We start from the raw sequence: 21,414 nt of genomic DNA, 5'->3' as shown, positions 1-21,414 counted from the left end.
AAACTCGAAGCCTGCTCATTCCGACTGTTTCCCGTCGAATTCAAAGAATATTTCGAAGTCGCTTCGCGCGTATGCTTCAGCTTGGGGAGATCTCAGTGCTGGCAGCTCCTTGCGCTCAACCATTTTTGCCAGGATTTCAGCCATATGCAGAGCGCCATCGTCATATGGAAGCCCGGATTTGAACGCATACCAGTCCATGAAATCGTTTCGGGTTTCGTGCGATTCCACCGGATTCAGATCCCAATAGTCTGGATGGTCGTGAAAAAAATTCGGGCGCTCCTCAAGAATCCGGTTCCATTCAATGCCTTTGAGAAGCGCTTGATAAATCTCCTGATGACGCAGCATCAGCCCGGCCAGTTCAAGCGCGTTTTCAAACGGCATCTTGGGCGCAATCTTCCCACTGCCTATTTCATATTCTTCAAAATAAGCTTTGCCTTCATCGGATTGCCGGAAAGCTTTCAACTCGTCCCGCCAACCGGTGATGTCATCAAAATCGGCCATCTGCCGGATACTCCGTTTTCAACACTATGTTCGTGAATGGCTACGGTGGTCCTCTCGGATCGCGCAAAGCATCCATAAGCAGCGCGAACCCGCAACCAACCCCCAATCCTTTTGCCCAAAAGAGACTTACTCTTCGGAGAAAACTCAAAGCCTGCTCATTCCGACTGTTTCCCGTCGAATTCAAAAAATTTTGCGTAGTTGCTTCGCGCGTATGCTTCAGCTTGGGGAGATCTCAGTGCTGGCAGCTCCTTGCGCTCAACCCGCCTTGCCAGGAATTCAGCCATCTTTAGAGCGGCATCCTTATATGGAAGCCCGGATTTGAACGCATACCAGTCCATGAAATCGTTTCGGGTTTCGTGCGATTCCAGCGGATTCAGGTCCCAATAGTCTGGATGGTCGTGAAAAAAATTCGGGCGCTCCTCAAGAATCCGGTTCCATTCAATGCCTTTGAGAAGCGCTTGATAAATCTCCTGATGGCGCAGCATCAGCTCGGCCAGTTCAAGCGCGTTTTCAAACGGCATCTTGGGCGCAATCTTCCCACTGCCTATTTCATATTCTTCAAAATAGGCTTTGCCCTCATCGGATTGCCGGAAAGCTTTCAACTCGTCCCGCCAACCGGTGATGTCATCAAAATCAGCCATCGGCCGGATACTCCATTTTCAACAATATGTTCATGAAATGTTCCGAAAATCAATCTTTGATTGTAGTGGAGTAGAATGCCAGCTTGCCCTGAAGTCGCATGCCGCCATCTTGCTTTGATGAGGTTCTTTCTAGCGGTGTTTTGACGAACCGTACAGAGACTTTAGATGTCCCAACGGCCTGTTTAGACAGAGCTTTTGAAAAAGGTAAAGAGTTTCATCCGGTTATGATGAGCGGCTCATTATGCGCCCTGGCAAGTCGATTGAAACCCTCTTCCACCATCGCGGAAGAGGGCTGATGTTCATCCCGGGCGGTTGAGCCACAACCGTCGCAAAGCCTTTAGATATTCACCTTCAGGCAGGCAAGCTTCACATTCTTGCGGGTGTATTTCCGGTCCCAGTTCAAGGCATTGCGCAGCTCGGCAAGAGTTGCGCCCTGGCTCTTGGCTAGGGACGCCCCTGTGAAATCCATGCCCGCCGGATGGATCAGCTCGAACCTGCGCGTTGTCAGATAATCCGCACCGCCGCCATCGCCGATATCCGGATCCCGCGTGATCTCCGTTCCCTCGTTGCCATAGATCGTTGTCCGGTTCGGCACCTCATCGATATGCATGAAAGCACCGGGTGCGAACAGGAAGCACGAATACTCATCCGAGTTCGTTCCACTCGACACGGGCATCATTTCCGAATGCACCACCATCATGCCCGCGTAATAGGGCACCTCGAAAGGGGCTTCGGACGGTTTCTTGAACTCGATCTTTTCATCGTCCAGCAACGTGCCATAGACAAAGCTGTGCATTGCGATAACACGCAAATCATCCAGGTTCTCGCCCATGGTCAGCCGCGCCCGGTTGATGGCCTGATAGCTGATCCGGCTGGCAGCGGTTGGAGAACCGACATCGGCATAGATTGAATAGACCATGTCACCGGCATCATTGGCCACGTTATCGGCAACCACGCCTTCCGCCGTGGCGATGATCCGCTCTTCCTTGCGCCGTCCCCAATAAGCGCCGATACGCTCGGCCACCCGGTTCATGGCACTGTCACCCCGGCCAGTCGCGGCATAGCTTGCCACCGTCTTGGCGCCATACTTCTTGGCGAGACGGTGCTTATACGCCTTCATGTCGCTTGCGGTGATCTTGCTTGTGGTGATCTTGTTGTCGCTGTCATCGATCACGGTCGGTTCGGCGTCGTCGAGATCCTCCCAGTACGGCACTTCGATCTGATTGCCACCCGCCTTGAAGCGCTTGGCGATATCGGGAGCCGGTGCGGCCAGAATGCCCGACTTTTCCAGCATGATCAGTTTGGCGGGTTTGTTTTCCGCCATGTAGGGCGTGAAGACACGCGGTACCACGATGTCTGAAATTTGAGACGTCATTGATTATCCTATGGTTGTAGATATGAACGAATTTGGCCAGCATGAACGGCCGCCTGGAGCGGCACCGCTGGCAGGTTGGGAAACGGAAAACGGTCAGGCAGAAACGATCCGCGAAGCACCTTGTGCCGCGCAGTCCCTTAAGACTGAAATTCCATTTCAAGTGTGTTTGAGTAATCTCAGTAAATGCAGAGCCGTTCTAATGGCCGAAATCGCATATTTGCAAGATTTTTAACCAATTAAGCTTGAATACTCAAAATAATCTAGACAAATTCATGCCATCACTGAAAATGCTAAGTCATCAAAAAAGTAAAATCGACCTAGGTCGAAACTGAAGAAACATAGATACACTTGGATATTATAGATCTAACCAAGTAAAAAATTATAAGCCGAACAATCTCGGGTCCCGTCCTGCTGAGACGATCAACTGCTCCGCCAACATAGGCGTACGTTCCAATAGTGCCGCCTGCAACCGTAAGTCTTGAGTGTCAAGTTCAAAAGGATTTGTTCGTTTATCACTACTCTGTTTCGTACGCACATTCCGTTTTTCCGTTGTTACAGAATCCCGTTGCTTCAAAAAGTCCCTTTGTTCCGGCGTGAATACTGGTGGCTCGGTTTTACCGAAGGTTCGCTCCCAACTGGGATGGAAGCCGGACACACGCTTACCCGCGTAATAATCCTCCCAATGATCTTCGTTGTCGAAGTACAGTTCCATGGCATCGTAGTAATCAATTTCGAATTCTTCCGAAATTTTTTCTATAAACGGCTCATGATGATTTACTGTTGTGTTGAAAGGCGCCTTACCTAGCGCGCTCCCAATCCGTTTGGCTACAAAGTTGGTTATCGGTTGAGTTAGCAACTTATGCTCCTGTTTCACAATATGAATCTATAAGTTCATTAATTGGGGTGATCCGGGTGATGAAGCCTGCAGCTTTGGCAACGCCCGTCACAACTCCGGTCACAGCATCTTCGGCAAAGAAATGCCGGAAGACTTCAAGACCGCTTTCCTCATCGAGCGCATCAAGCTCGAAACTGGAAACAGCGAACACGCCACGTCCCGTGTTGAACCGGGCAATGGCACTTTCATCGATCCTCGCCTTTTCAAGTGGGCAAATGCTGTTCAGTCGAAAACAGCCTGTGTCGTCGCAAAAAGAAGGCAGATTATCAGCAACCCCAAACACCGTGACATTTTTGGCGACGACAAAGCCAAGCTTGTTCCGGTCATCTCGTCCGGTAAACCGCACGAATTGACCGCTGTGAATGTCCTCAGGTCGCCCGGTTATGGCAACATCACCAGGTGCCATAACCGGCATCAGGCCAGTAAAATGAATGCGGTCACTGTCCGGGTAATCAAAGAGCCAAAAGGAACTGGCACCAAAGAGAATGATCACCGCAAAGGCCGCATATACCGTTGGCCGGCTCAGCCTTGCCTCCTCCACCTGTTTCCAGGCAAGAACACTGGAATAGCAAGCCAGAGCCAGTGCGATCAAAGCCAACGTGATCGAATACTCTTGAATATAGTAAGCGGCAAAGAAGACGTCATTTGCCCCGAACAGCATCAGTAAAAGAACAAAAGTTGAAACCGCAAACCAGAGTCTGCACCGGTTGAAGAAAACCACATTCGCGAAAAACGGCCACGACAGATTCGCAATCAAAAACAACATGCGTTTCGCAAGCATTCAACCGTCCCAAGTCATTCCATTTCAAACCGGCTCAGAGCCGTTCGGTATTTGCGGTGCGCCGCAGATGCCCCACTCAAAAGTGGCTCCAGTCTTTGACCATTGCCACCTTTTGATCTTGTTGCGCTGGATTGACTGCTCCAGAAAAGCAATAGCTCTCACAACTCGGCTGACGTCAAGTCCAGTGCATCGCTCATTGCTCCGGTGCGATGGATCGGAAGGGCACACTCGCAGGTCGTAAGAAAATCAGCGTTTGGAATTTCAGACACTCGATCTGCTCATCGGAGCCCGGTTCATAGTCCGTGTAGACAAACATTGAGTGGTGCTGTTTGCCCGTCTTCTTCTGAACGAACTCGGTGACGGACGTGCATGTCGTGTCGAAGAGCTGATGCCTGACCGTGAATTCCTCATCGGTGAACTTCTTCATCGGCGTTCCAAGTTCGGTGACCGTGCCGGAACCGGCCATGATGTTCATAATACCGTAAAGTTGTTTTCCAAGGTCCTGAATGAAGAGCCCGTCAGGATCAAGATAAGATTTGATGTCTGTCTCTGCAGTGAACTCTGGAACATAGGTTTCCTTGGTCAAGTCCACGTTCAACACCGTGATCGTGTCAGGTTGCTGGTACTGTAAAAAATCGAATGGATAGGTGTAATATTCGGTTCTGCCATAGGGTGTAAAATACTGAGAATATCCATCAATCTCTGAGAGTTCACCGGCATTCCTGGATATGGCTTCCTGCGAATACCCCAAAAACAGAACCCCAACAGTGCTGCCAGGCCGCACCTTGGATGACAGTGGTCCAATAGAGCCATCGACATAGCTCTGAATTTCGCTCTGAAGCACTTTTGGCTGCTCAGGCCAGGGGATAACCTGATCTGCGATGGCACCGGACGCCAAAACCGTCAGTCCGGATATCAAGGCCGCCAAAACAACCGGATACACCCGGCTGGACTTTTTCAAGTTCGCAAGAAACGCCTTCATCACATGCACCCTTTTCCAGATCCTGTCTGTTCCTTGCCTGGATCATATGTTCATTATTTGTTCCGATCAATTAAAAGTTGAAAAACACCCTCACAGCCAGATGACGCTCGCCCGATGGAAGCTCGGAACGGATGCTCAAAGCCTGAACAAAGCCGGGTCGCGTCCCGCCGCAAGGATCATCTGCCGCGCTTTGGCCGGGTTCCGCTCCAGCATCTCGGACTGTTCCTTCAGGCTGAGGCTGTCGCTTGCAAAGGGGTTTGTGCCGTTGCCGCCGGTGTTCAGCCCGGGCAGGCCATCTTCGGCAAGAGCGCTGTCATGGATAAAAGCCAGCAGTTTGACCGCCGTCGGGTCCGCCACCTGTTGCAAGCCATCGGCACCGGCTGTCGTCAGCGCCCCCTTCTCGGAAAACCAGCCGCTCAGGTCGATGCCATTGGCTTTCAGTCCTGTCATCGCCCTGTCGGCCTTGGCGACCACATTCTGATACCCGTCGCTTTCCGGTGCGCCGTATTCCTTGATCAGGGCCTGGTGGGCCGCTTGGGTTGTCTCGGCCTGTTTTTGGGCCGTTACATGCGCGGCTTCGGTGTTGGCCGCAAAGTGGTCCGCCATCTTGCCAACCCAGCGGTCATGCAGCTTCTGCGCGGCTTCCGGGTGAAGCCCGGCTTCCTGAAACCACCCGCTTGCCTCTTCGGCAAAGGCCTGATCATAGGGAAAGTCTTCTGCCAGCCCTTCCGGAAGATCGAACCGATAGCCGTTTTCAGGTGTCCAGCTTTTCGAAACGTCCTGATAAAAGGCTGCCTTTTCATCGCTGCTGGCACTCTCGCCCGGCAGCATCACGGCGCTTGAAAGCTGGTCCTGCAACGCATGAAAATCACTAAAGACACTTTCCGCGTTGCGCCAGCCGTTGTCAGCGGCAAAGGCTCGCTGGTCCTCCGTCAGGCCGGACAGGAAAGCATCCGGTCCCAGTGCTGCGTCCTCGCCCGCATATGCGGCGTCATTTTGATCGTCCAACTTAAAACTCCTCGTCATGCTCAAATTCGGGAAGCGTTTCCAGGCGGGCTGCCGCCTGCAGGGCGGCATGTTCTTCCGGCGGTATGCGCAGCATCGACAGGATCCGTGCAAACAGCGCCTTGCGCCCGTCCAGATAGCCGCCTGCGCGCGCGCCCAGATCAACCGGCGGTGCCTGATAGATCCCGCAATCTGCTGCAAGATCCGCCAGCACAGTCTCGCCGTCTGTACTTAAAAAGACGGACCTATAGGCCCGTTCCAGCTCTGCGGCCCTGTCTTTGCGCCGCCGCGCCCGCCGTTTGAGGCAATGCCACATTCGTTTCTCCAATAGCTGACCGGACCAGACAAGCGCCGCCCGGTTTTCATGCCCCACGAGTTCAGAAACTGTTTTTCTTGTATGGTTTGCACAGATCCGAAAAGCTTAACGGCCCTCTTGCACCACCCAATAAGCACGCTTAAATTGTATTCAGACGAACATTCGCCTATCACAATCCGATAAGGACAGAAGCACCACATGCCCAACTACGACCTGGCCCGCATGAAATGGGGCGGCGTTTTGCTCGGTGCCGCCGCGCTTTACAAGGTCGACGAAATTCCGATCATCCATCTAAACGCCGGAGATTTTCACGTCTCCCTGGAAACCGCCGCGCTCTGGGCGTTCCGCGTGGCAACGGTTGTGTTCATTTTCCTTCTCATACGCTCCATCAGTTCAGGCGTGCGCCACGGGCGCGAGCTTGACCAGATGATCGCACGCGAGAAAGCGATGAAACGCGGGGAAGACCGCTTCCGGGACTGATCAAAGTCCCAGGTCTTGCGGCAGGGTACTGCCATCCAGCGTCCCGTCTTCGCTCAGGGTCTTGATCAGCGGAGCGCCGTCCCTGGCCATTTTGGCCATGCTTTCCCCGGCCGCCAGTTGCTGTTGCTGCTGGGTTTCGGCCTCGCGCTTTTGCCGCAGCGCCTCCACCTCTTCCGGGCGCCGCTTCAGCTTGGCCGGCAGCCCCAGCGCCCGGCGGGTCAGGTCGTATTCCTCTTCCCGGTCATGCAGATCCAGAAGGGTCGGGTCACTCGCTGCGGCAACACCGAGATATTCCTGGAAGCCCATGATCGCCTCGAAATGACCGGCCTCGCGCATCTGATCGATGGGCGCTGTCGGTTTCAAGGTCACATCGCTGCCGGCAATCGTCTCGGGCGGCGCCAATGGCGATCCTGAGGCAAACGCACCCCGCCGGCCCAAAATGCCGACTTCGCGTTCAAAAAGGGCCTCATTGCCGGCCATTATGTTGGTCGAAAACGGACCGATCATGTCGGCCATTTCCTTGCGGCGGATATTGGCTTCCGTTGCCGTCCGGCCGCTGCCCTCCAGCAGCGTCTGCCACAGGTCGCCGTATAGGCCGACCCTCAGCTTCTCGCGGATGTTCTCGATCTGCGCATCCGCCGCTCCCGGACTGACCGTATCGATCATCGGCCGGAACAAGGGCCGCCCCTGCTCGTCGATCAGCCCCGGGTTGATGCGCCCGGGGTTGAGGTCGAGCTGCCGTTCCTGGGCATGGGTTGCGATGGGCGGGCGCACGGCCTGCGAACTGGCAATCAGCGCATCCTTGGCAAGGCTTTGCAGGCTCTTGATGTCGCTCATCAGCTTGGCCTGCGGCGGCGAACCATAGGGCGACAGGCCGTCCCGGTCCCACCGGCTGATCACGAGCGGATATTCAAAGAAGCCTCCCCTTCGGCAAATGTGCTTGCTGTCTTCTTCAAAGTGAATGCTCTCGTAGCGCGACTTGCGGATGTCGGCCGCATCGTCCTGTCCGCCCTCACGCAGAAAACAGGCATGCACGAACCGGTGCTCGGCATTCTTGCGCTTCGGGTCGCCCGCCTCCTCCCGGATCTTGTCGGAAAGATTGCCGCCATATTCCTTGGCCGCCTGCCAGGCCTTCAGCGTTCTGACACGGAAGAACCCGCAATCACTGCCCTGTGCATCCACAAGCAGGTAGACCTCGTAAAGCGGCACATAGCGGTAGTGAACAGGCGTGCGGATGTCGGCAAGGCTCGTCTCGTTTTCCGCCGGAAACAGAACCCCCGTGCCCAGCTTGACGGTGGACAGAAGCCGTGACCGGTTGGCCAGCGCAAATCCAGACCGGCCGGACGCCCGCACGCGGAACAGATGATCACGCACGGCTTCGAAAAACTCTTCGTCTTCCTGTGTCGGCGGAGGCGCGAACGGATCGCCGAAACCGACGCCGTGCCAGTTGAAGCCTTCCGGCATGGTCAGCGACCCGACGCCCGATGCCAGCCTGTCCAGCAGCCAAACCGCCGTCGGATCATAAAGCTTGCGCGAGCGCTCCCGCGCTGCTGAGCTTTGAAACGCGCTCATTCCGTCGGCGGCGGTAATGCCGCCCGGCCGGTTGAACGCCCGCTCCATGTCGGGCGCGGTATAGGTGACATAGTCCTGCCAGTCGGCCTCATACCATTGCCGCTCGGCCCTGGCCGATTGCAGCTCGGATTTCAGATCGTCAACAATGTTCATATGGTCAGGCCCGTCCCAAAAGCGTCACACCCGGGCGCGAGGCACTGCCATAGTCCGGCACGCCCAGCGGGCTGGTCAGGTTGGTTGCCCTGGTTCCGTAAGCTGCGGCCCTGCGGCGGCGGCTGTTTTCCTGAAGGTTGCGCGCCTGCCGCTGCGGATCGGGTTCGCGCGGCGGCGGCGGTGTCGGTTCCGGGTCCGGCTGCTTGGAGCCGCCCCCACCAAAAAGACACATGAGTGCTTCCTTTCTGAATATTTGGAAAACGTCATTGGAAGAAAAGAGCGGCCGGTGTTTGCCGCAAAGCGGTCACGCGCCGCCGGCAGGCAGGCACCACCTTACGTCCGGGTCCAACCGGCCGCTGCGTGCACTCTTCCAAAGTAACGTGATGAGGCTTGTTTTAGCCCTGTTTTGACGAACCGTCCAGCAAGGCTGATGCTCTCAAGCCCCTGTTTAGACGCGAGAATTCAAAAATGCCTTGCAGTCGAGGCACTTGCCCACCGGCCCCGGTTAAGCGCAGGACGGCCCAATCTTTCAAGCGCCGCCCCGCTGTCAAAGCTGCGCCGGGTCCGGCTTGGCCCTTGGCTTGGCCACACCGGGCATCAAGGGTTCCCGGACAGGCTTTGAAACTGGCCCGGGAACTGGTTTTTGACCTGGCCTTTGAGCTGTCTTGAAAGCTGGTTTCGGGGCAGGAACAGGGGTGTTTTCCAGCCGCGGGCTTTCGGGCGCGGCAGTTGATCCGCTCTCATCCCTCTTGCCGCCGGTCCGCAAGCGCCCGGCCCCATACCGCGCTTGCCACCGCCGCTCACGGGCCGCCCCGGCATTGGCCTGAAAATGATCGCTCACATGGTGCTGCTGGCCTGTCTCGTCCTCATAGCTCAAGGTCATGCGCGGCCCGTAACCATCCTCATCTTCATCGGCCTGTGCCTTGTCCCGGCCGGTTCTTTCATTGGGCGTCAGATACCATCTGGCCGCACGAATGCCGTTGTCCCGCAAAATGGCCTCCGCCTCCTGGCGCACATAGCCGTGGCCGTCCTCTTCAAAGTCCGGATAGGCCGTTTCAACCGGGTATTTCAACACCGTGCCTTCGGCTTCCGGAGCAAAGGCTGACAAGGCCCATTTCTGCTTGAACTTCCAAACGGCAAACTCTTCTGCGGCTTCCTTGTGGCCATCCATCTCAAGATAGCTTTCGCGCAGCATTTCCCAATATTCGGCAAGCGCCTCAGCCTCCTCCTCCGGCGATCTGCCAAGGCGCTGATAACGGTCGTAGGACGATTTGCGGACAGGGGCATCAAGGCCGCGCCTTTCCGCACCGGGCTTGGCAAGCGGCACGGCGCGATCGCCTTCAATGACCGGACCATCCGGACCGGCCGTAACCGCGTCAGATCCCAAACCTGAAGGCTTTTCGCGCGGCACCGCAGCTCCATCGTCAAGAACCTGCTGTCCGGTTTCAGCGGCAATCTGCGATCCGGTCAAACCGGACGCCACTTCGACGCCGGGCCGGGCTGCGGCGATGGCCGCCCGGTGTGCCTCGGCCCTTGAGACAATCTCACCGGCCAACCGCTCCGTGGAGGCTCCTTCCCCGGCGGCCTGCACCAGTGTGCCAGCATCCTCTTCAATGGCCGTGCGCAAGCCGCCCAGCCTTTCGTCCAGCTCGGCCTCGTCCCCGCTGGTGCCGAACACCAAGTCGATTGCACTGCCGACAGCGCCCGTCAGCGCATCGCGCCCATCCACATAAAGCCCGAATGCCTCGGACCCTTCGATGGCCGTTGCAATCCCGGCCATATGCTGGATGGTCTCATTCTCCGGATAGGCCGCGCCATAAAGCTGTGTCACGGCAATGATATCATCGATATTGCCCAGTACATCCCAGGCTTTCTTTATTGGCCCGACAGGCGTCAGCGTAATTGCCAGATCTATCCCAGCTTCCGCTGCAAGATCCGCCAGTTGCTCACGGGTAAAGTCAATTCCGAGCGCCTGTGCGGATTCCAGATATCCCGCACCGCTTTCATCCGCTTCCCGTGTGATCAACTCATGCAAGGCAGCAGCAGCCGCAGCCGTGATGATAACCGGCGCTCCAGCGCCGAACAGTTTCCTGGCTTTTCCTGCCGCCCGCTTTCTGTTGGTCTTGCGCATTTTTCGATCCTCCAATTGGATCGCCTGCCGCGTCTCTTCCCTAATCCTCCTGGCTGCTTCATAACTTTCGGGAACATCATAGACGTGTTGTTCCAGATTGTGGCTCTTACCGTAATTCCCGGAAAGCAAGTCAGCCCGCAATTCGGTGAATTGCGCCTTAGACAGCTCAACATCAGGATGCGTCATCAGCCAGCTTAGCGCGGACTTCATGCTGAGACGCTCAAAGGGAACTTTCTTTAGGGGATGGTGTTTGCCAACCCTGTTGTCGAGAAAGTCCTGATCCGCGCTGATCACCTCAAAGTCGTATTCGTGAGCATGGTCAAGCATGAACTTTCGGGCTCCCATGTCCCAAAGTTCCTTATTGTTGCCTTGAGTCCCCGCCTTGCGGAGCGGATCGTACCTCTTTTGTTCTTTGCTCGAAGCAAGGTTTATTCGCACCGCATCCAGGACTTTGTTGCCATGATACCGTTTTTTTTCTAACCAGCTCTCAAACAATTCTCGCTGATCACGACTGATCTTATTTACATCCTCATCGCCCGTGAATGATTGATGAACATATAAAAACCTGTCGCCCCGCGCGACGATCGCATCCAGTGCTTTGAAACCACCAAATTTGAGAATTGTCCCAAGCTGCGCCTGGTCCAGAAGGACGACCTTTTTCCGGCTCATGCAAGGTCTCCTTCTTCACCAGCCCTGAGTATGAATGCATATCTTTTAAGCAAAAAGGCTCTGGTTTCGGGAGATTGAACCCCGGGAAGATCCCCTCGAAGAATGTCACTCGCAACATCGACTCCAGCCAATCGAAACGCCGCATAGACAGGAGGATAGCCTGCCTTAAAGCAGAACCAGGGCCAGAACTCGTTCATCATCACAACGGCGTCTTTAGGATAGAGCTCCATTTCAGGTGCATCATCTCTAAACGGCCCGCGCGCATCCATCAGCTTTTCCCACTCGGCAACCTCCTTCATCGCCGCAAGTGTGTCCTCATTTTCAAGAAGAACTTTTATAAAATGAAGAACCTGGGACACGTGCACCTTAGGTCTGATCTGGTTCACAAACTGATCCAGATAGGCCACCCATTCGTCGTCCCAGCGTGCCTCAAGGTCACGATACTCGTCCCGCCAGCCGGTAATGTCTTCAATATCTGCCATTCGCTTAGTCCTGAATTCCTTACCCAAAATGTTCATGAATTGTTCCGAAGATCAAGCACTGCAAGTCCGCTTCAAAAATCATCGCTGTAAAAACCTGTCGCCCCGCGCGATGATCGCATCCAGTGCTTTGAAATCACCAAATTTGTTAATGGTGCCAAGCTGCGCCTGGTCCAGAAGGATATCCTTTTTCCGGCTCATACCAGGTCTCCTTCCTCATCAGCCCTGATTATGAATGCATATCTTTTAAGCAAAAAGGCCCTGGTTTCGGGAGATTGAACCCCGGGAAGATCCCCCCGAAGAATGTCACTCGCCACATCGACCCCTGCCAATCCAAACGCGGCATAAACGGGAGGATAGCCTGCCTTAAAGCAGAACCAGGGCCAAAACTCGTTCATCATCACAACGGCGTCTTTGGGATAGAGCTCCATTTCAGGTGCATCGTCTCTAAACGGACCGCGCGCATCCATCAGCTTTTCCCACTCGGCGACCTCCTTCATGGCCGCAAGTGTGTCCTCATTTTCAAGAAGAACTTTTATAAAATGAAGAACCTGGGACACGTGCACCTTAGGTCTGATCTGGTTCACAAACTGATCCAGATAGGCCACCCATTCGTCGTCCCAGCGTCTCTCGAGGTCGTTATACTCGTCCCGCCAGCCGGTAATGTCTTCAATATCTGCCATTTACTTGGTCCCGAATTCCTTACCCAAAATGTTCATGAATTGTTCTGAAGATCCAGCATTACCAGTCCATCAATTCCGGCTCCCCGGATGATAGCGACGCATCGATAATTGTCCGTCGTTCCATCACTGCGCCTCCTTCGGAAACCCGACTATCCAGGAGAATTCCTCTCTCACGAACTGTTCCGCTTCGGGCGAGCGGAGAGACGGCAAGTCTCCATTCGCCAAATCAATGGCCAACCTCTTACCAGCACTGAATGTTGATGGACCCAGGGCAATGTTTTGTTTCATTGCATACCAGCGCTTGAATGCACTGACAGTCTTATTGTCTTCAACCGGGCACAAGTCCCAGAAGCGCTCGTCTTCCTGGCCAAATTCGGGATTATCATCCAGAAACTTCACCCATTTGGCGGACTTTTTCAGCGCCTCACGAATCTCATCGTGCCGGAAAAGCTCTTCCGCGAAACGCACCTCCTGTTCAAAGGTCAGCCTGGTTGCGTTTCCCCAACCGAATTTGCCAAAAAAGACCCGCCCTTCATCCGTCGCCTTAAAAGCTTCCAGCTCTTCCCGCCAGCCGGTAATATCGTCAAAATCTGCCATTGCTTATCTCTGCGGCTCGAAAGTGGATGCTTGACCCTTGCTGGGCCGAAAACCGGGTCAGATGGCATCTGCCGCACCCGTTTTTGTTCCCGCAATGTTCTAAAGCAACCTCAGGAGTACGCAAGAAAAAATGCAACCCGAGTGAGATGACTTGCACGCAAAGCTTCGTCTAAGCGAAACCGGATATCCGTCCGTGACAACAAAGCAAGGCGGCACGAGCCGAACCCTCCCTAGAACTACTTCGGCAGATTTTACGGATCTAGAGTTCACTGCTATACTGCCTGCTTACGTATTCACACAGAAATTCGATTTAGTCGGCCTGTAAGAACCCATCCGGGAGGACAGCATGACTAAGAATTGCTTTCATATAATACTGATCCGTCCGACCAAATATGACGACGACGGCTATCCGATACATTGGCACAAGACATCGATACCGGCGAACTCCTTGTCCTGCCTGCATGGAATTGCGCTTGACTGCAAGAAGCGCCAAGTGCTTGGCCGGGAAGTGAAAATCACCATCCGGATGATTGATGAGGGCAACACCCGCATTCGTCCGGACACGCTCATCGAAGAAATCCGTGCAGACGGCGGCAGGGCCCTCATTTGTTTTACAGGCGTGCAAAGCAACCAGTTCCCGAGGGCAGTCGATCTGTCCAGGCCCTTCCTCAAAGCGGGTATGCCGGTTGCCATCGGCGGGTTTCACATCACCGGTTCGATAGCCATGCTCCCCGATATGCCGGAAGATATGCGGCAGGCCTCTGAACTTGGCATCACCTTTTTTCTTGGCGAAGCCGAAGGCGGCCGCTTCGATCAGATCCTGAAGGATGCCCATCAGGGTACTTTGAAACCGGTCTATGACCACCTGAAGGACCTGCCCTCCTTGCCCGGCATGCCGGTTCCCGTGGTTGAAAGGGAGCAGATTGAAAAATCGACACTCGGCTACGGCAGTTTTGACCTGGGCCGTGGGTGCCCGTTTGAATGCAGTTTCTGCTGCATCATCAATGTCCAGGGCCGGGGCAGCCGGTTTCGCTCCACCGGGGACCTGGAAACCATCATCCGGGATCATGCCCGGATCGGCGTGACCAAATTCTTCGTCACAGATGACAATTTTGCCCGCAACCGGAACTGGGAAGCCTTTCTGGACACCCTTATTGATCTGCGGGAGCGGGACGGCCTGAAATTCACTCTGATCATTCAGGTGGATACGCTTTGTCACAAGATCCCGAACTTCATCGAAAAATGCGTGCGCGCCGGGGTCGATCAGGTCTTTATCGGTCTTGAAAACATCAATCCTGACAACCTTGCCGGATCGAAGAAACGTCAGAACAAGATCACCGACTACCGGGACATGTTCCTGGCCTGGAAGCAGTATCCCGTTGTTCTGACTGCCGGGTACATCATCGGCTTCCCGAACGACACCCGGGAATCCGTCCTGAACGATATCGGCGTCATCAAAAGGGAGCTCGCCGTCGACATTCTGTCTCTGTCGATCCTCACTCCCCTGCCCGGTTCAGAAGACCACCGCAATGCGGTTGCCGCTGGTACGTGGATTGATCCGGATCTCAACAAATACGATCTCACCCACAGCGTCATTCGCCACCCGAATTTTCCGGACGGAGAGCTGGACAGGCTCTATCTGGACGCCTGGGCCTCATTCTATGAACCTGAACATTGCCGCACAATCTTGCGCCGGGCGGCAGCCCTTGGCAGCAATAAGAAGATCTCCACCATGAACCGCCTCCTGATCTATGGAACCGGATCACGGCTCCACAATGTCTTTTCTCTCGATGGCGGTTACCTCAGGCTGAAATACCGGAAAGACCGGCGCCCCGGCCTGAAACTTGAAAACCCGCTTGTTTTTTATCCGAAATACTATCTCAGCACGGTCCGCAACATGTCACTTCTGGCTGCCCGGCGTTGGCAATACCTGCGTTTCATCAGGAAACTGTGGTCGGACCCCAAACGCTTCGACTATACCGACCAGGCCATAGCGCCGGCCGGACATGGCGACTTTGAAACCCTTGACCTTTATACCGCCACCCGGGGCGGGCGGCAGGCCGTTGCAAGCCATCGCAAGATGGAAGGCATCAAACGGAAAGCCCGCAGCAAGACCGTCGCAAGCGCCTGACCCGGAAACATTTAGTTGGAAGCAACACGAAGCAGCCCCAACCGGCTGAGCGTCTGACGCGACTGGCGGCAGAGACCCTCATGGCTCCTGCCGCGATAATAACTCAATGCGATCACCGCATTTTGCAAAGCCCAGGCACGGGCCCGGCACCAGTCGGTGTCCGAAACACCCCCTGTTTCCCGGAAGGTTTCTCGCGACGCAGGATGTACCCACGACCAAGCTGCGGCAAAATCGGCAGCCGGATCGCCGACGGCGGTCAGCCCCCAGTCGATGACAGCCGTCAGTCTGCCCTCGCTTGCAATCAGGTTGTCGGCCTTCAGGTCACCGTGCAGCCATTTGGCCGGTCCCTCAAACGGGGTTTGCAGAGCCATTTGCCAAAAGCTCCTGGCTTTGCCGGCATCGATCTCATCGGCCACGATATCTATACAAGACTGCACGAAATCGGTCAGCTCTTCCAGGGCGACGCCCCGTTTATGATTGCTCTCCCCGGCACGCGGCGCACCGTCAGTCGGCACACCCTGCAGGCCCTTCAGGAACACAGCTAAATCCCGTGCCGCCTGCTCCTGATCCACAAGGGCATCAGGTGTTGCCTGCACTCCTTCGATCCAGTCATAGATTGCAAATCCATGTTCGCAGCCATCGCCCGGGCGTTTGCGAAAGCGCACAACAGGCACGTTCAGCGCAAGGCCGGACAAACGGGGCAGCCAATCGGCTTCCTTTTGCAGAAGACCAACAGCAGACGCGCGCTTCGGCAACCGCGCCACCAGCTCCTCACCGATCCGGTAGAGCGCATTGTCCGTGCCGCCTGATGCCACGGGCCGGACTTTCAGACCGCTCCACTGCGGGGCATGCTCATCGAGGAGCTGTCTCAAGAGCCCGTCATCGGACGGCAACTCCTCCTGCTGGTCCGGCATGAAGGTCCTTCCCGCGTCTCGTCCAGGCGTACATGTAAAAGTCTTCGCCGCCCCGCCCATAGCTTCTAAGCAGTCCCTCCCGCTCCGCGCCAAGCGCTTCGATCCAGCCATGCGCGAGATCGTGGTTCTTATAGCTGATCACCTGCAACCGCCGGCAGTGCTTTTCGATCTCTGGCCGCAAATTCAGGATATGGCGTGTCATGAGGGGCACACAGCGCCGGAACCTGTCGGTGCCGAATGCCCAGGCCTGCCAGAAATCCGGGTCGAAAGCAGACGCCCGGCTGAAACCGAACGCCGCCGCGGGCTGCCCTTGGTACCACACGGACCAGACCCAACCGGGCACCGCGGTTTCCATCGCGCAGATCCCGAGCGCGCGCGTATCCCAGTTTTGCCAGAGACAGGCAATTTCACGATAGTCTTCCGGGCGCATGTTGGCCGCGATGAAACTCGCGTCACGCACGCAGAGGTCCTTGATCAGAAGCCGTCCAGAGGGTCGTCCAGCGGGCGGGCGCGGACGGTGTTCTGCTGCCGTACGATTTTCTTCACGTCCGCTTTGTCTTTCCATCCAAGTGCCTCGACGATTGCATCGGCCTCGTCCGGGGACGCTCCGAGTCGGTCTTTGATGTCTTCCTTGCTTTCAATCAGGATCTTGCCGTTTCTGATTTTCCAGCGATGTGCCGTCAGCTGCGCCTTGATGGTCGCTGAACGCTTGATTGCCAGCCCCGCCCCGCTCTTTGGATGCAGGGCCTCCCGCAGCCGCCAGTAGAGCTGAGCACGCAAGTTGTAAAACGGCATGCGGCTGTCCTTGGCCGTTTCCCCCGACTGGGCCGAGAAGACGCATTTTTCGACCGGGATATTGTTTTCACGGCTGAGAAACCCGACCGTGTCCCCGCCCCAGCCGCCGGTGCAATCGACAACAATCAGCGCATTGTCGCGCCGTTCCTTGATGATCAATGCGCCGACATCCGATCCGTCCTTGGTGTCGGCGCCTTTGCGCACGATGCTTTCGCCAAACCGTCTGCCATGGAGCGGCTGCAGCACCGTCTTGTCCTTGCCGCCCTGCGCCACGTCGACGGCCAGCACATCCATCGGCTTGTCCGCGTCCACACCCTCTTCATAGCGCTGGAAAGCCAGATCCACCCAGTCCGATGGGATCACCTGCCAGTCATGGTCCTGGCGCGCGGCCTGAAAGTCCCCGGTCTTCAGCGCGGTGCGCATCGGCTCGGGCATCTGGTCAAGCTGGGCATCGTAACTCTCACCCAGATACTGGTTGTCCTGCCGTTTTGCCGGAATGAACGTCCGGCTCTTCGGCGTGCGAACCTCGCCCTCGATCTCGACCGGCTCCGGTCCATCCACCCAGACGGTGCGCACAGCGTCGCCATCGTCGATAAAGACCGCCCATAGCAGAGCGCCCGGCTGCACCGTTCCATAAAGCGGATGCAGCGGATCAAGCCAGGGCGCAAACCACTCCATCAGGTAGTCGCCTTGCCCACCCAAAGGCGGGTTGGTGGCGATCAACCCCCGGCAGCGCTGCCCCGGCCGCGCCGAACGAAGCCACCCAAGAACGAAGATGATCTTGCGCGGATCCATCTGTGCGCCTTCATCAAAGGCTTTCAGATCATGGTCCCGCCCCTGCCAATCTTCTTCAGAGCCCGGTAGACCCAGATGCCCGAATTCAATCATCCGTTCCTCCGGCCCGACCCAGCGCGGTGGATTGCCCGATATCTTGCCCATGCCGGACGTCCGCATCAGCGCATTCATGCGCTCGATCAAACCTTTGAGCGACTTCAGCGATTGACGGAAAACGGCCGCCTTGTGATGTGCAAAAAGGGCAAGCCCGGCAATCAGATCCGTCTTCCCACCCCCGGCCGCACCGCCATAAAGCGTCAGGTCGGCTTCGGAAAAATAGCCCTCCGTTTGCGGCCCTGCCTGGGGCCGCCAAACCTTGAACTGGTCCAAAACACCCGCTTCATCCAGTTGTTTTTGCAGGGCAACGCGGTCGTTCGCTGCCATCTGGTCAATGTGGTCAATCAGCGTATCAAGCGCCGTTGTCATCCCGCCTGCTGTCCTTTTCGGTTAGAAGCGCCATCACACCCAGGGCAATTTCCTCTGAACTGCGCGGCTTGAACTTGTCGATTTGCCCAGCCTCCTCCGGCCCGCCCCAAATTCCCCAGGCCTCCACCTCGGATCGATCCCGCCAACCGGCCCGGTTCTTCATATTGAAGCTCCAGGCGCTGGCATTGAATTTGGCAAGGTCTCCTCGAGCTCCCTCCTTGCCGATCTTTTCCCATTCCAGCAGCCCGCGCCGTGCCGCCTCATCCAGTTTTTCCGGCGGAAAGTCCTCCGGAAACTGCTCTGCGTAGTAGCGAATGGTCTTGCGGTCGGCGTCCGGGAAGCTCTCGATCGAAAACCCCGCCGCCAGATGCCCGCAAAACGCTTCGCAAACCCGCCTCCGCATCTCCACCGTCGGCCATTTCAAGGCACGCTCTTCATCAGTCATGTCACCCATGCCTGTTTTCCGTTTGATTGGATTGATTGTTGAGGTTGGATCGTCAACGCGAACGTGTTCAGCTTGAACACGTTCCAGCGACCACAAACGTATCGAGCGTCAGACGAAAATCTGACAAGAAGGGCAGTCGCAACTGCCCGCTTTAGAACTTCAACTAAAAAAATAACTCTGTTTTGACGACACTGTCCAATTGCAAGTCTGTCTTGAACACCCTGTTTAGACACGTGCTTTCAATTTCGACTGGATGCACAAGGTGCTGTTGTCGATCTGACGTTAAGCGCCACAACTCCTAACTTCTGGCCGGGCGGCTTCGCTCCTTTCCTGAGAGACTTCAGCGTATGGCCAGGCGGCCCCTTTCTCGGCCAGTTTCTTCAAAATCGCCCGGTTACGGCTCGCCACCGTCGTTCGCTTCCAGCCATATTTTTCGCAGATCCGACTGAATTTTCCGCCGCCTGCCTTACACATGACTTCAAACTGCAAGGCACGGCGGCTGTCGGGGTCTTCCACTAGCGAGAACCAGGTGATTGCTTCTTCAGCTCGGCTGATCGCTGATGGCGGAAAGCCCCTGCGCCTTTTGGCAATCTTGCGCCGATAATCCGGCCAGGCGCTGAACAGCTTCCTCGGGCCGTCACCTTTACCGGTCACTGCAATAATCTCGGTCGCCTCGATCAAACGATCGAGAATTTCTTCCGGCGTGTTCGGCAGCATTTGATATCCTTTCCAATGAATTGTGTACTTGTTCACGTCATCGACACGACTGATCCGGCGCGGCTGAAATGCCAGAGCGCGCCGAAGCATTCATTCGTCGGAGGGAAAAGCTAGGCCGCTGCCTTAAACGGCGAGCTGTCTGTTGAAGCCATCCGTTTCTCCAGCTCATAAGAAAGCAGCACGGCCAAAGTGATCGTCGGCGCGCCTGGGTTGATCTCCTTGGCCTTTGTCATCAGGTCCTCAAGATCGAGCTGATCAAAGCAGTCCAGGAAATTCCGTCTCTCAATCCATTCCGGCTTGTTCAACACCAGCCAGGAGACCGCAGTGACACAAGGGGCCGACCAGTTGCCCCGGTTTTCAGCCGTGTTGATCAGCCCGAACACAAGCCTCAAGTGCTCCGCACCGTGTTTATTCAGCAGCGTCTGACAGGTTCGTCTGGCCTTGGATTGGTGCCGTCCTGAGATCCGCTTGGTGTGCGTGACAAAATGCACCCCATATTCCGCAGCGATCCTGTCCACTATTCCGCCTGATGCCATCAAGTGGTTTCCTTCTTTGGTCCGTTCTTTTGCCCCAGCGCGCTGAATGCAGCTTCCGCCCGCTCGCGCGCTGACGAAGGACGCCTCCTAAATTGTTCTCTATTTGTTCCTACAAATTTGCTGCGCCTTTCGCTTTGCCGATGGCTTTCGCCACGCGTGACCGATGAAACACTTGTGCTGCGTTGCTTGAGATGCCGCAGCTCAAGCGTCAGCAGCCTCGTTCGCGCCTTTTCAAGTGCAAACTCATCCTCAAGTCTTGCGTCCGGCCGCTCCGCCCTGATCCTCAAATGCGCGACTTTTGCACGGGCTGCATCGATTTGATCCCTAAGCTCGCTCATCGCCGCCCCCCCCAATCACCTCGGCACATAGGGCACTTGTCGCCTGCGCCTCCGGATCGGTCGAAAGCCGGGTCGATTTCATTGCAGTTTTCATTGTGCTTCCCTGAACATACTCTTTACACGAGTAATTCGTACGCTTATTGCGTATATACGTCAAGATGGATTTCAGCTAAATTGTATGTTATTGCGTACGCCATCACGAACAAACGACCTCAGCGAGCATGAGTGAAATTGAACAATCCGCTGTCTCAAAACAGCTTGTCGACCTGAAGGACAGAAGCGGCTTATCCATTCGCGCGATCGCTCGCGAAATGGGCTATCAGAACGCTTCGTCCATTCAGCGCTATTTCAGTCAGGACTTTTCAAAACCTGCCCTGCCTTCGGACTTTGTTGCAAAGCTGCTGCCCGTTCTCGTCGGAAAGGGTGAGCATCCGATCACGCGCGAAGATATACTGGCGCTTGCCCCGGATTCCATAACCGATCTGGAGGCTGCAAGCACGCCTGCAAGAGCTGCACAGGCCCTGGAAATCAAGGGGCAGGTTGCTGCCGGTCTTTGGATGGAGGCTGGCCTTTTTGAAACGGACGCAACAAAAAGGGCGACACTTTCCGGTGATCTGAGATTTCCTCCAGAGAGCCAATATCTTTTAGAAATCAATGGCGAAAGTCTCAATCGAATTGCGCGCAATGGCGATTTCATTCTGTGTCTGGACTTCATGGAAGCCGGTATCGAAATCAAGTCAGGTGATCTTGTCGTGGTGGAACGCTCTCGTGATGGCGGACATACGATCGAACGCACCGCAAAACGTATCTTGCGTCACAATGGTCAGATTGAACTTCATCCTGAATCGGACGATCCTCGGTTCCAGGAACCGGTGGTTTATAACGAGCATGATGAGGAAGCCACAGAAGTCCGCATCATTGCAAAGATACTGAGCGTAATCCGTCAAATCGTCTAACGATCTTATATGACGTCGCTGTATCGACGCATGAAAACGTGCTGAATTATGCGCTTCGATTT

At 55.7% G+C, this 21,414-nt stretch carries 24 protein-coding genes; 3 read left to right on the top strand and 21 right to left on the bottom strand.

Features of this window, described 5'->3' with window-relative positions; translation table 11 throughout:
* Positions 1-15: 15 nt before the first annotated feature.
* The 8 genes from FIV00_RS10615 to FIV00_RS10580 all read right to left on the bottom strand — a co-directional run bounded on the left by FIV00_RS10615 (position 16) and on the right by FIV00_RS10580 (position 6,496).
* Positions 16-501, bottom strand: coding sequence for a hypothetical protein (locus FIV00_RS10615; RefSeq protein ID WP_152500718.1), 486 nt, complete (start codon positions 499-501; stop codon positions 16-18).
* A 155-nt stretch (positions 502-656) separates the two neighbouring features.
* Entirely contained in the window at positions 657-1,142 is a 486-nt protein-coding gene (locus tag FIV00_RS10610; RefSeq protein WP_152500717.1) for a hypothetical protein, read from the bottom strand.
* A 337-nt stretch (positions 1,143-1,479) separates the two neighbouring features.
* On the bottom strand, positions 1,480-2,517 hold the full coding sequence (locus tag FIV00_RS10605) for a hypothetical protein (protein WP_152500716.1): 1,038 nt from the start codon (positions 2,515-2,517) through the stop codon (positions 1,480-1,482).
* A 379-nt stretch (positions 2,518-2,896) separates the two neighbouring features.
* Positions 2,897-3,373, bottom strand: coding sequence for a hypothetical protein (locus tag FIV00_RS10600; protein ID WP_152500715.1), 477 nt, complete (start codon positions 3,371-3,373; stop codon positions 2,897-2,899).
* A gap of 1 nt (position 3,374) precedes the next feature.
* Positions 3,375-4,193, bottom strand: coding sequence for a hypothetical protein (locus FIV00_RS10595; protein ID WP_152500714.1), 819 nt, complete (start codon positions 4,191-4,193; stop codon positions 3,375-3,377).
* 193 nt (positions 4,194-4,386) lie between these two features.
* On the bottom strand, positions 4,387-5,175 hold the full coding sequence (locus FIV00_RS10590) for a hypothetical protein (RefSeq protein WP_152500713.1): 789 nt from the start codon (positions 5,173-5,175) through the stop codon (positions 4,387-4,389).
* A gap of 135 nt (positions 5,176-5,310) precedes the next feature.
* Complete coding sequence (locus FIV00_RS10585; RefSeq protein WP_152500712.1) at positions 5,311-6,183, bottom strand: hypothetical protein; 873 nt, start codon at positions 6,181-6,183, stop codon at positions 5,311-5,313.
* Position 6,184: 1 nt separating this feature from the next.
* Complete coding sequence (locus FIV00_RS10580; RefSeq protein WP_152500711.1) at positions 6,185-6,496, bottom strand: hypothetical protein; 312 nt, start codon at positions 6,494-6,496, stop codon at positions 6,185-6,187.
* A 198-nt stretch (positions 6,497-6,694) separates the two neighbouring features.
* On the opposite strand from FIV00_RS10580, the gene FIV00_RS10575 reads away from it, so the two are divergent.
* Positions 6,695-6,976, top strand: a complete 282-nt coding sequence (locus FIV00_RS10575) for a hypothetical protein (RefSeq protein WP_152500710.1) — start codon at positions 6,695-6,697, stop codon at positions 6,974-6,976.
* On the opposite strand, the gene FIV00_RS10570 is transcribed toward FIV00_RS10575, so the two are convergent.
* From FIV00_RS10570 to FIV00_RS10545, 6 genes are all read right to left on the bottom strand, one after another.
* Complete coding sequence (locus tag FIV00_RS10570; RefSeq protein WP_152500709.1) at positions 6,977-8,701, bottom strand: portal protein; 1,725 nt, start codon at positions 8,699-8,701, stop codon at positions 6,977-6,979.
* Between the two features lie 4 nt (positions 8,702-8,705).
* On the bottom strand, positions 8,706-8,933 hold the full coding sequence (locus FIV00_RS10565; RefSeq protein ID WP_152500708.1) for a hypothetical protein: 228 nt from the start codon (positions 8,931-8,933) through the stop codon (positions 8,706-8,708).
* 315 nt (positions 8,934-9,248) lie between these two features.
* The gene (locus FIV00_RS10560; RefSeq protein ID WP_152500707.1) at positions 9,249-11,501 is read right to left on the bottom strand and encodes a hypothetical protein; all 2,253 of its coding nucleotides are present in this window, start codon (positions 11,499-11,501) and stop codon (positions 9,249-9,251) included.
* On the bottom strand, positions 11,498-11,983 hold the full coding sequence (locus tag FIV00_RS10555; protein WP_152500706.1) for a hypothetical protein: 486 nt from the start codon (positions 11,981-11,983) through the stop codon (positions 11,498-11,500). The genes FIV00_RS10560 and FIV00_RS10555 overlap by 4 nt, the downstream gene beginning before the upstream one ends.
* A gap of 194 nt (positions 11,984-12,177) precedes the next feature.
* Positions 12,178-12,663, bottom strand: coding sequence for a hypothetical protein (locus tag FIV00_RS10550; RefSeq protein ID WP_152500705.1), 486 nt, complete (start codon positions 12,661-12,663; stop codon positions 12,178-12,180).
* Positions 12,664-12,786: 123 nt separating this feature from the next.
* A complete protein-coding gene (locus FIV00_RS10545; protein ID WP_152500704.1) occupies positions 12,787-13,260 on the bottom strand; it encodes a hypothetical protein in 474 nt (157 codons plus the stop codon).
* A gap of 346 nt (positions 13,261-13,606) precedes the next feature.
* Between FIV00_RS10545 and FIV00_RS10540 the strand changes: the two genes are divergently transcribed.
* A complete protein-coding gene (locus tag FIV00_RS10540) occupies positions 13,607-15,391 on the top strand; it encodes a radical SAM protein (RefSeq protein WP_152500703.1) in 1,785 nt (594 codons plus the stop codon).
* 11 nt (positions 15,392-15,402) lie between these two features.
* On the opposite strand, the gene FIV00_RS10535 is transcribed toward FIV00_RS10540, so the two are convergent.
* The 7 genes from FIV00_RS10535 to FIV00_RS10510 form a co-directional block, all read right to left on the bottom strand.
* On the bottom strand, positions 15,403-16,305 hold the full coding sequence (locus FIV00_RS10535; RefSeq protein ID WP_173005947.1) for an aminoglycoside phosphotransferase family protein: 903 nt from the start codon (positions 16,303-16,305) through the stop codon (positions 15,403-15,405).
* Positions 16,271-16,765, bottom strand: coding sequence for a hypothetical protein (locus FIV00_RS29755; protein WP_173005946.1), 495 nt, complete (start codon positions 16,763-16,765; stop codon positions 16,271-16,273). Before FIV00_RS29755 ends, FIV00_RS10535 begins: the two co-directional genes overlap by 35 nt.
* A 14-nt stretch (positions 16,766-16,779) precedes the next feature.
* Positions 16,780-18,360: a terminase gene (locus FIV00_RS10530; RefSeq protein WP_152500701.1), complete on the bottom strand. Its 1,581-nt coding sequence runs from the start codon at positions 18,358-18,360 to the stop codon at positions 16,780-16,782.
* Positions 18,344-18,814: a hypothetical protein gene (locus tag FIV00_RS10525; protein WP_152500700.1), complete on the bottom strand. Its 471-nt coding sequence runs from the start codon at positions 18,812-18,814 to the stop codon at positions 18,344-18,346. The genes FIV00_RS10530 and FIV00_RS10525 overlap by 17 nt, the downstream gene beginning before the upstream one ends.
* A gap of 273 nt (positions 18,815-19,087) precedes the next feature.
* Entirely contained in the window at positions 19,088-19,612 is a 525-nt protein-coding gene (locus FIV00_RS10520; protein ID WP_152500699.1) for a DUF6362 family protein, read from the bottom strand.
* 20 nt (positions 19,613-19,632) lie between these two features.
* Positions 19,633-20,058 (bottom strand): hypothetical protein, encoded by a 426-nt coding sequence (locus tag FIV00_RS10515; protein ID WP_152500698.1) that lies wholly within the window; start codon positions 20,056-20,058, stop codon positions 19,633-19,635.
* Entirely contained in the window at positions 20,058-20,396 is a 339-nt protein-coding gene (locus FIV00_RS10510) for a hypothetical protein (protein ID WP_152500697.1), read from the bottom strand. Before FIV00_RS10510 ends, FIV00_RS10515 begins: the two co-directional genes overlap by 1 nt.
* A 221-nt stretch (positions 20,397-20,617) precedes the next feature.
* Between FIV00_RS10510 and FIV00_RS10505 the strand changes: the two genes are divergently transcribed.
* On the top strand, positions 20,618-21,352 hold the full coding sequence (locus FIV00_RS10505) for a LexA family transcriptional regulator (RefSeq protein WP_152500696.1): 735 nt from the start codon (positions 20,618-20,620) through the stop codon (positions 21,350-21,352).
* The last annotated feature ends 62 nt before the right edge of the window (positions 21,353-21,414 follow it).

It is taken from the genome of Labrenzia sp. THAF82 (assembly GCF_009363435.1).
Taxonomy (GTDB): domain Bacteria; phylum Pseudomonadota; class Alphaproteobacteria; order Rhizobiales; family Stappiaceae; genus Roseibium; species Roseibium porphyridii.
This window is presented reverse-complemented; position numbering and strand designations above follow the sequence as displayed.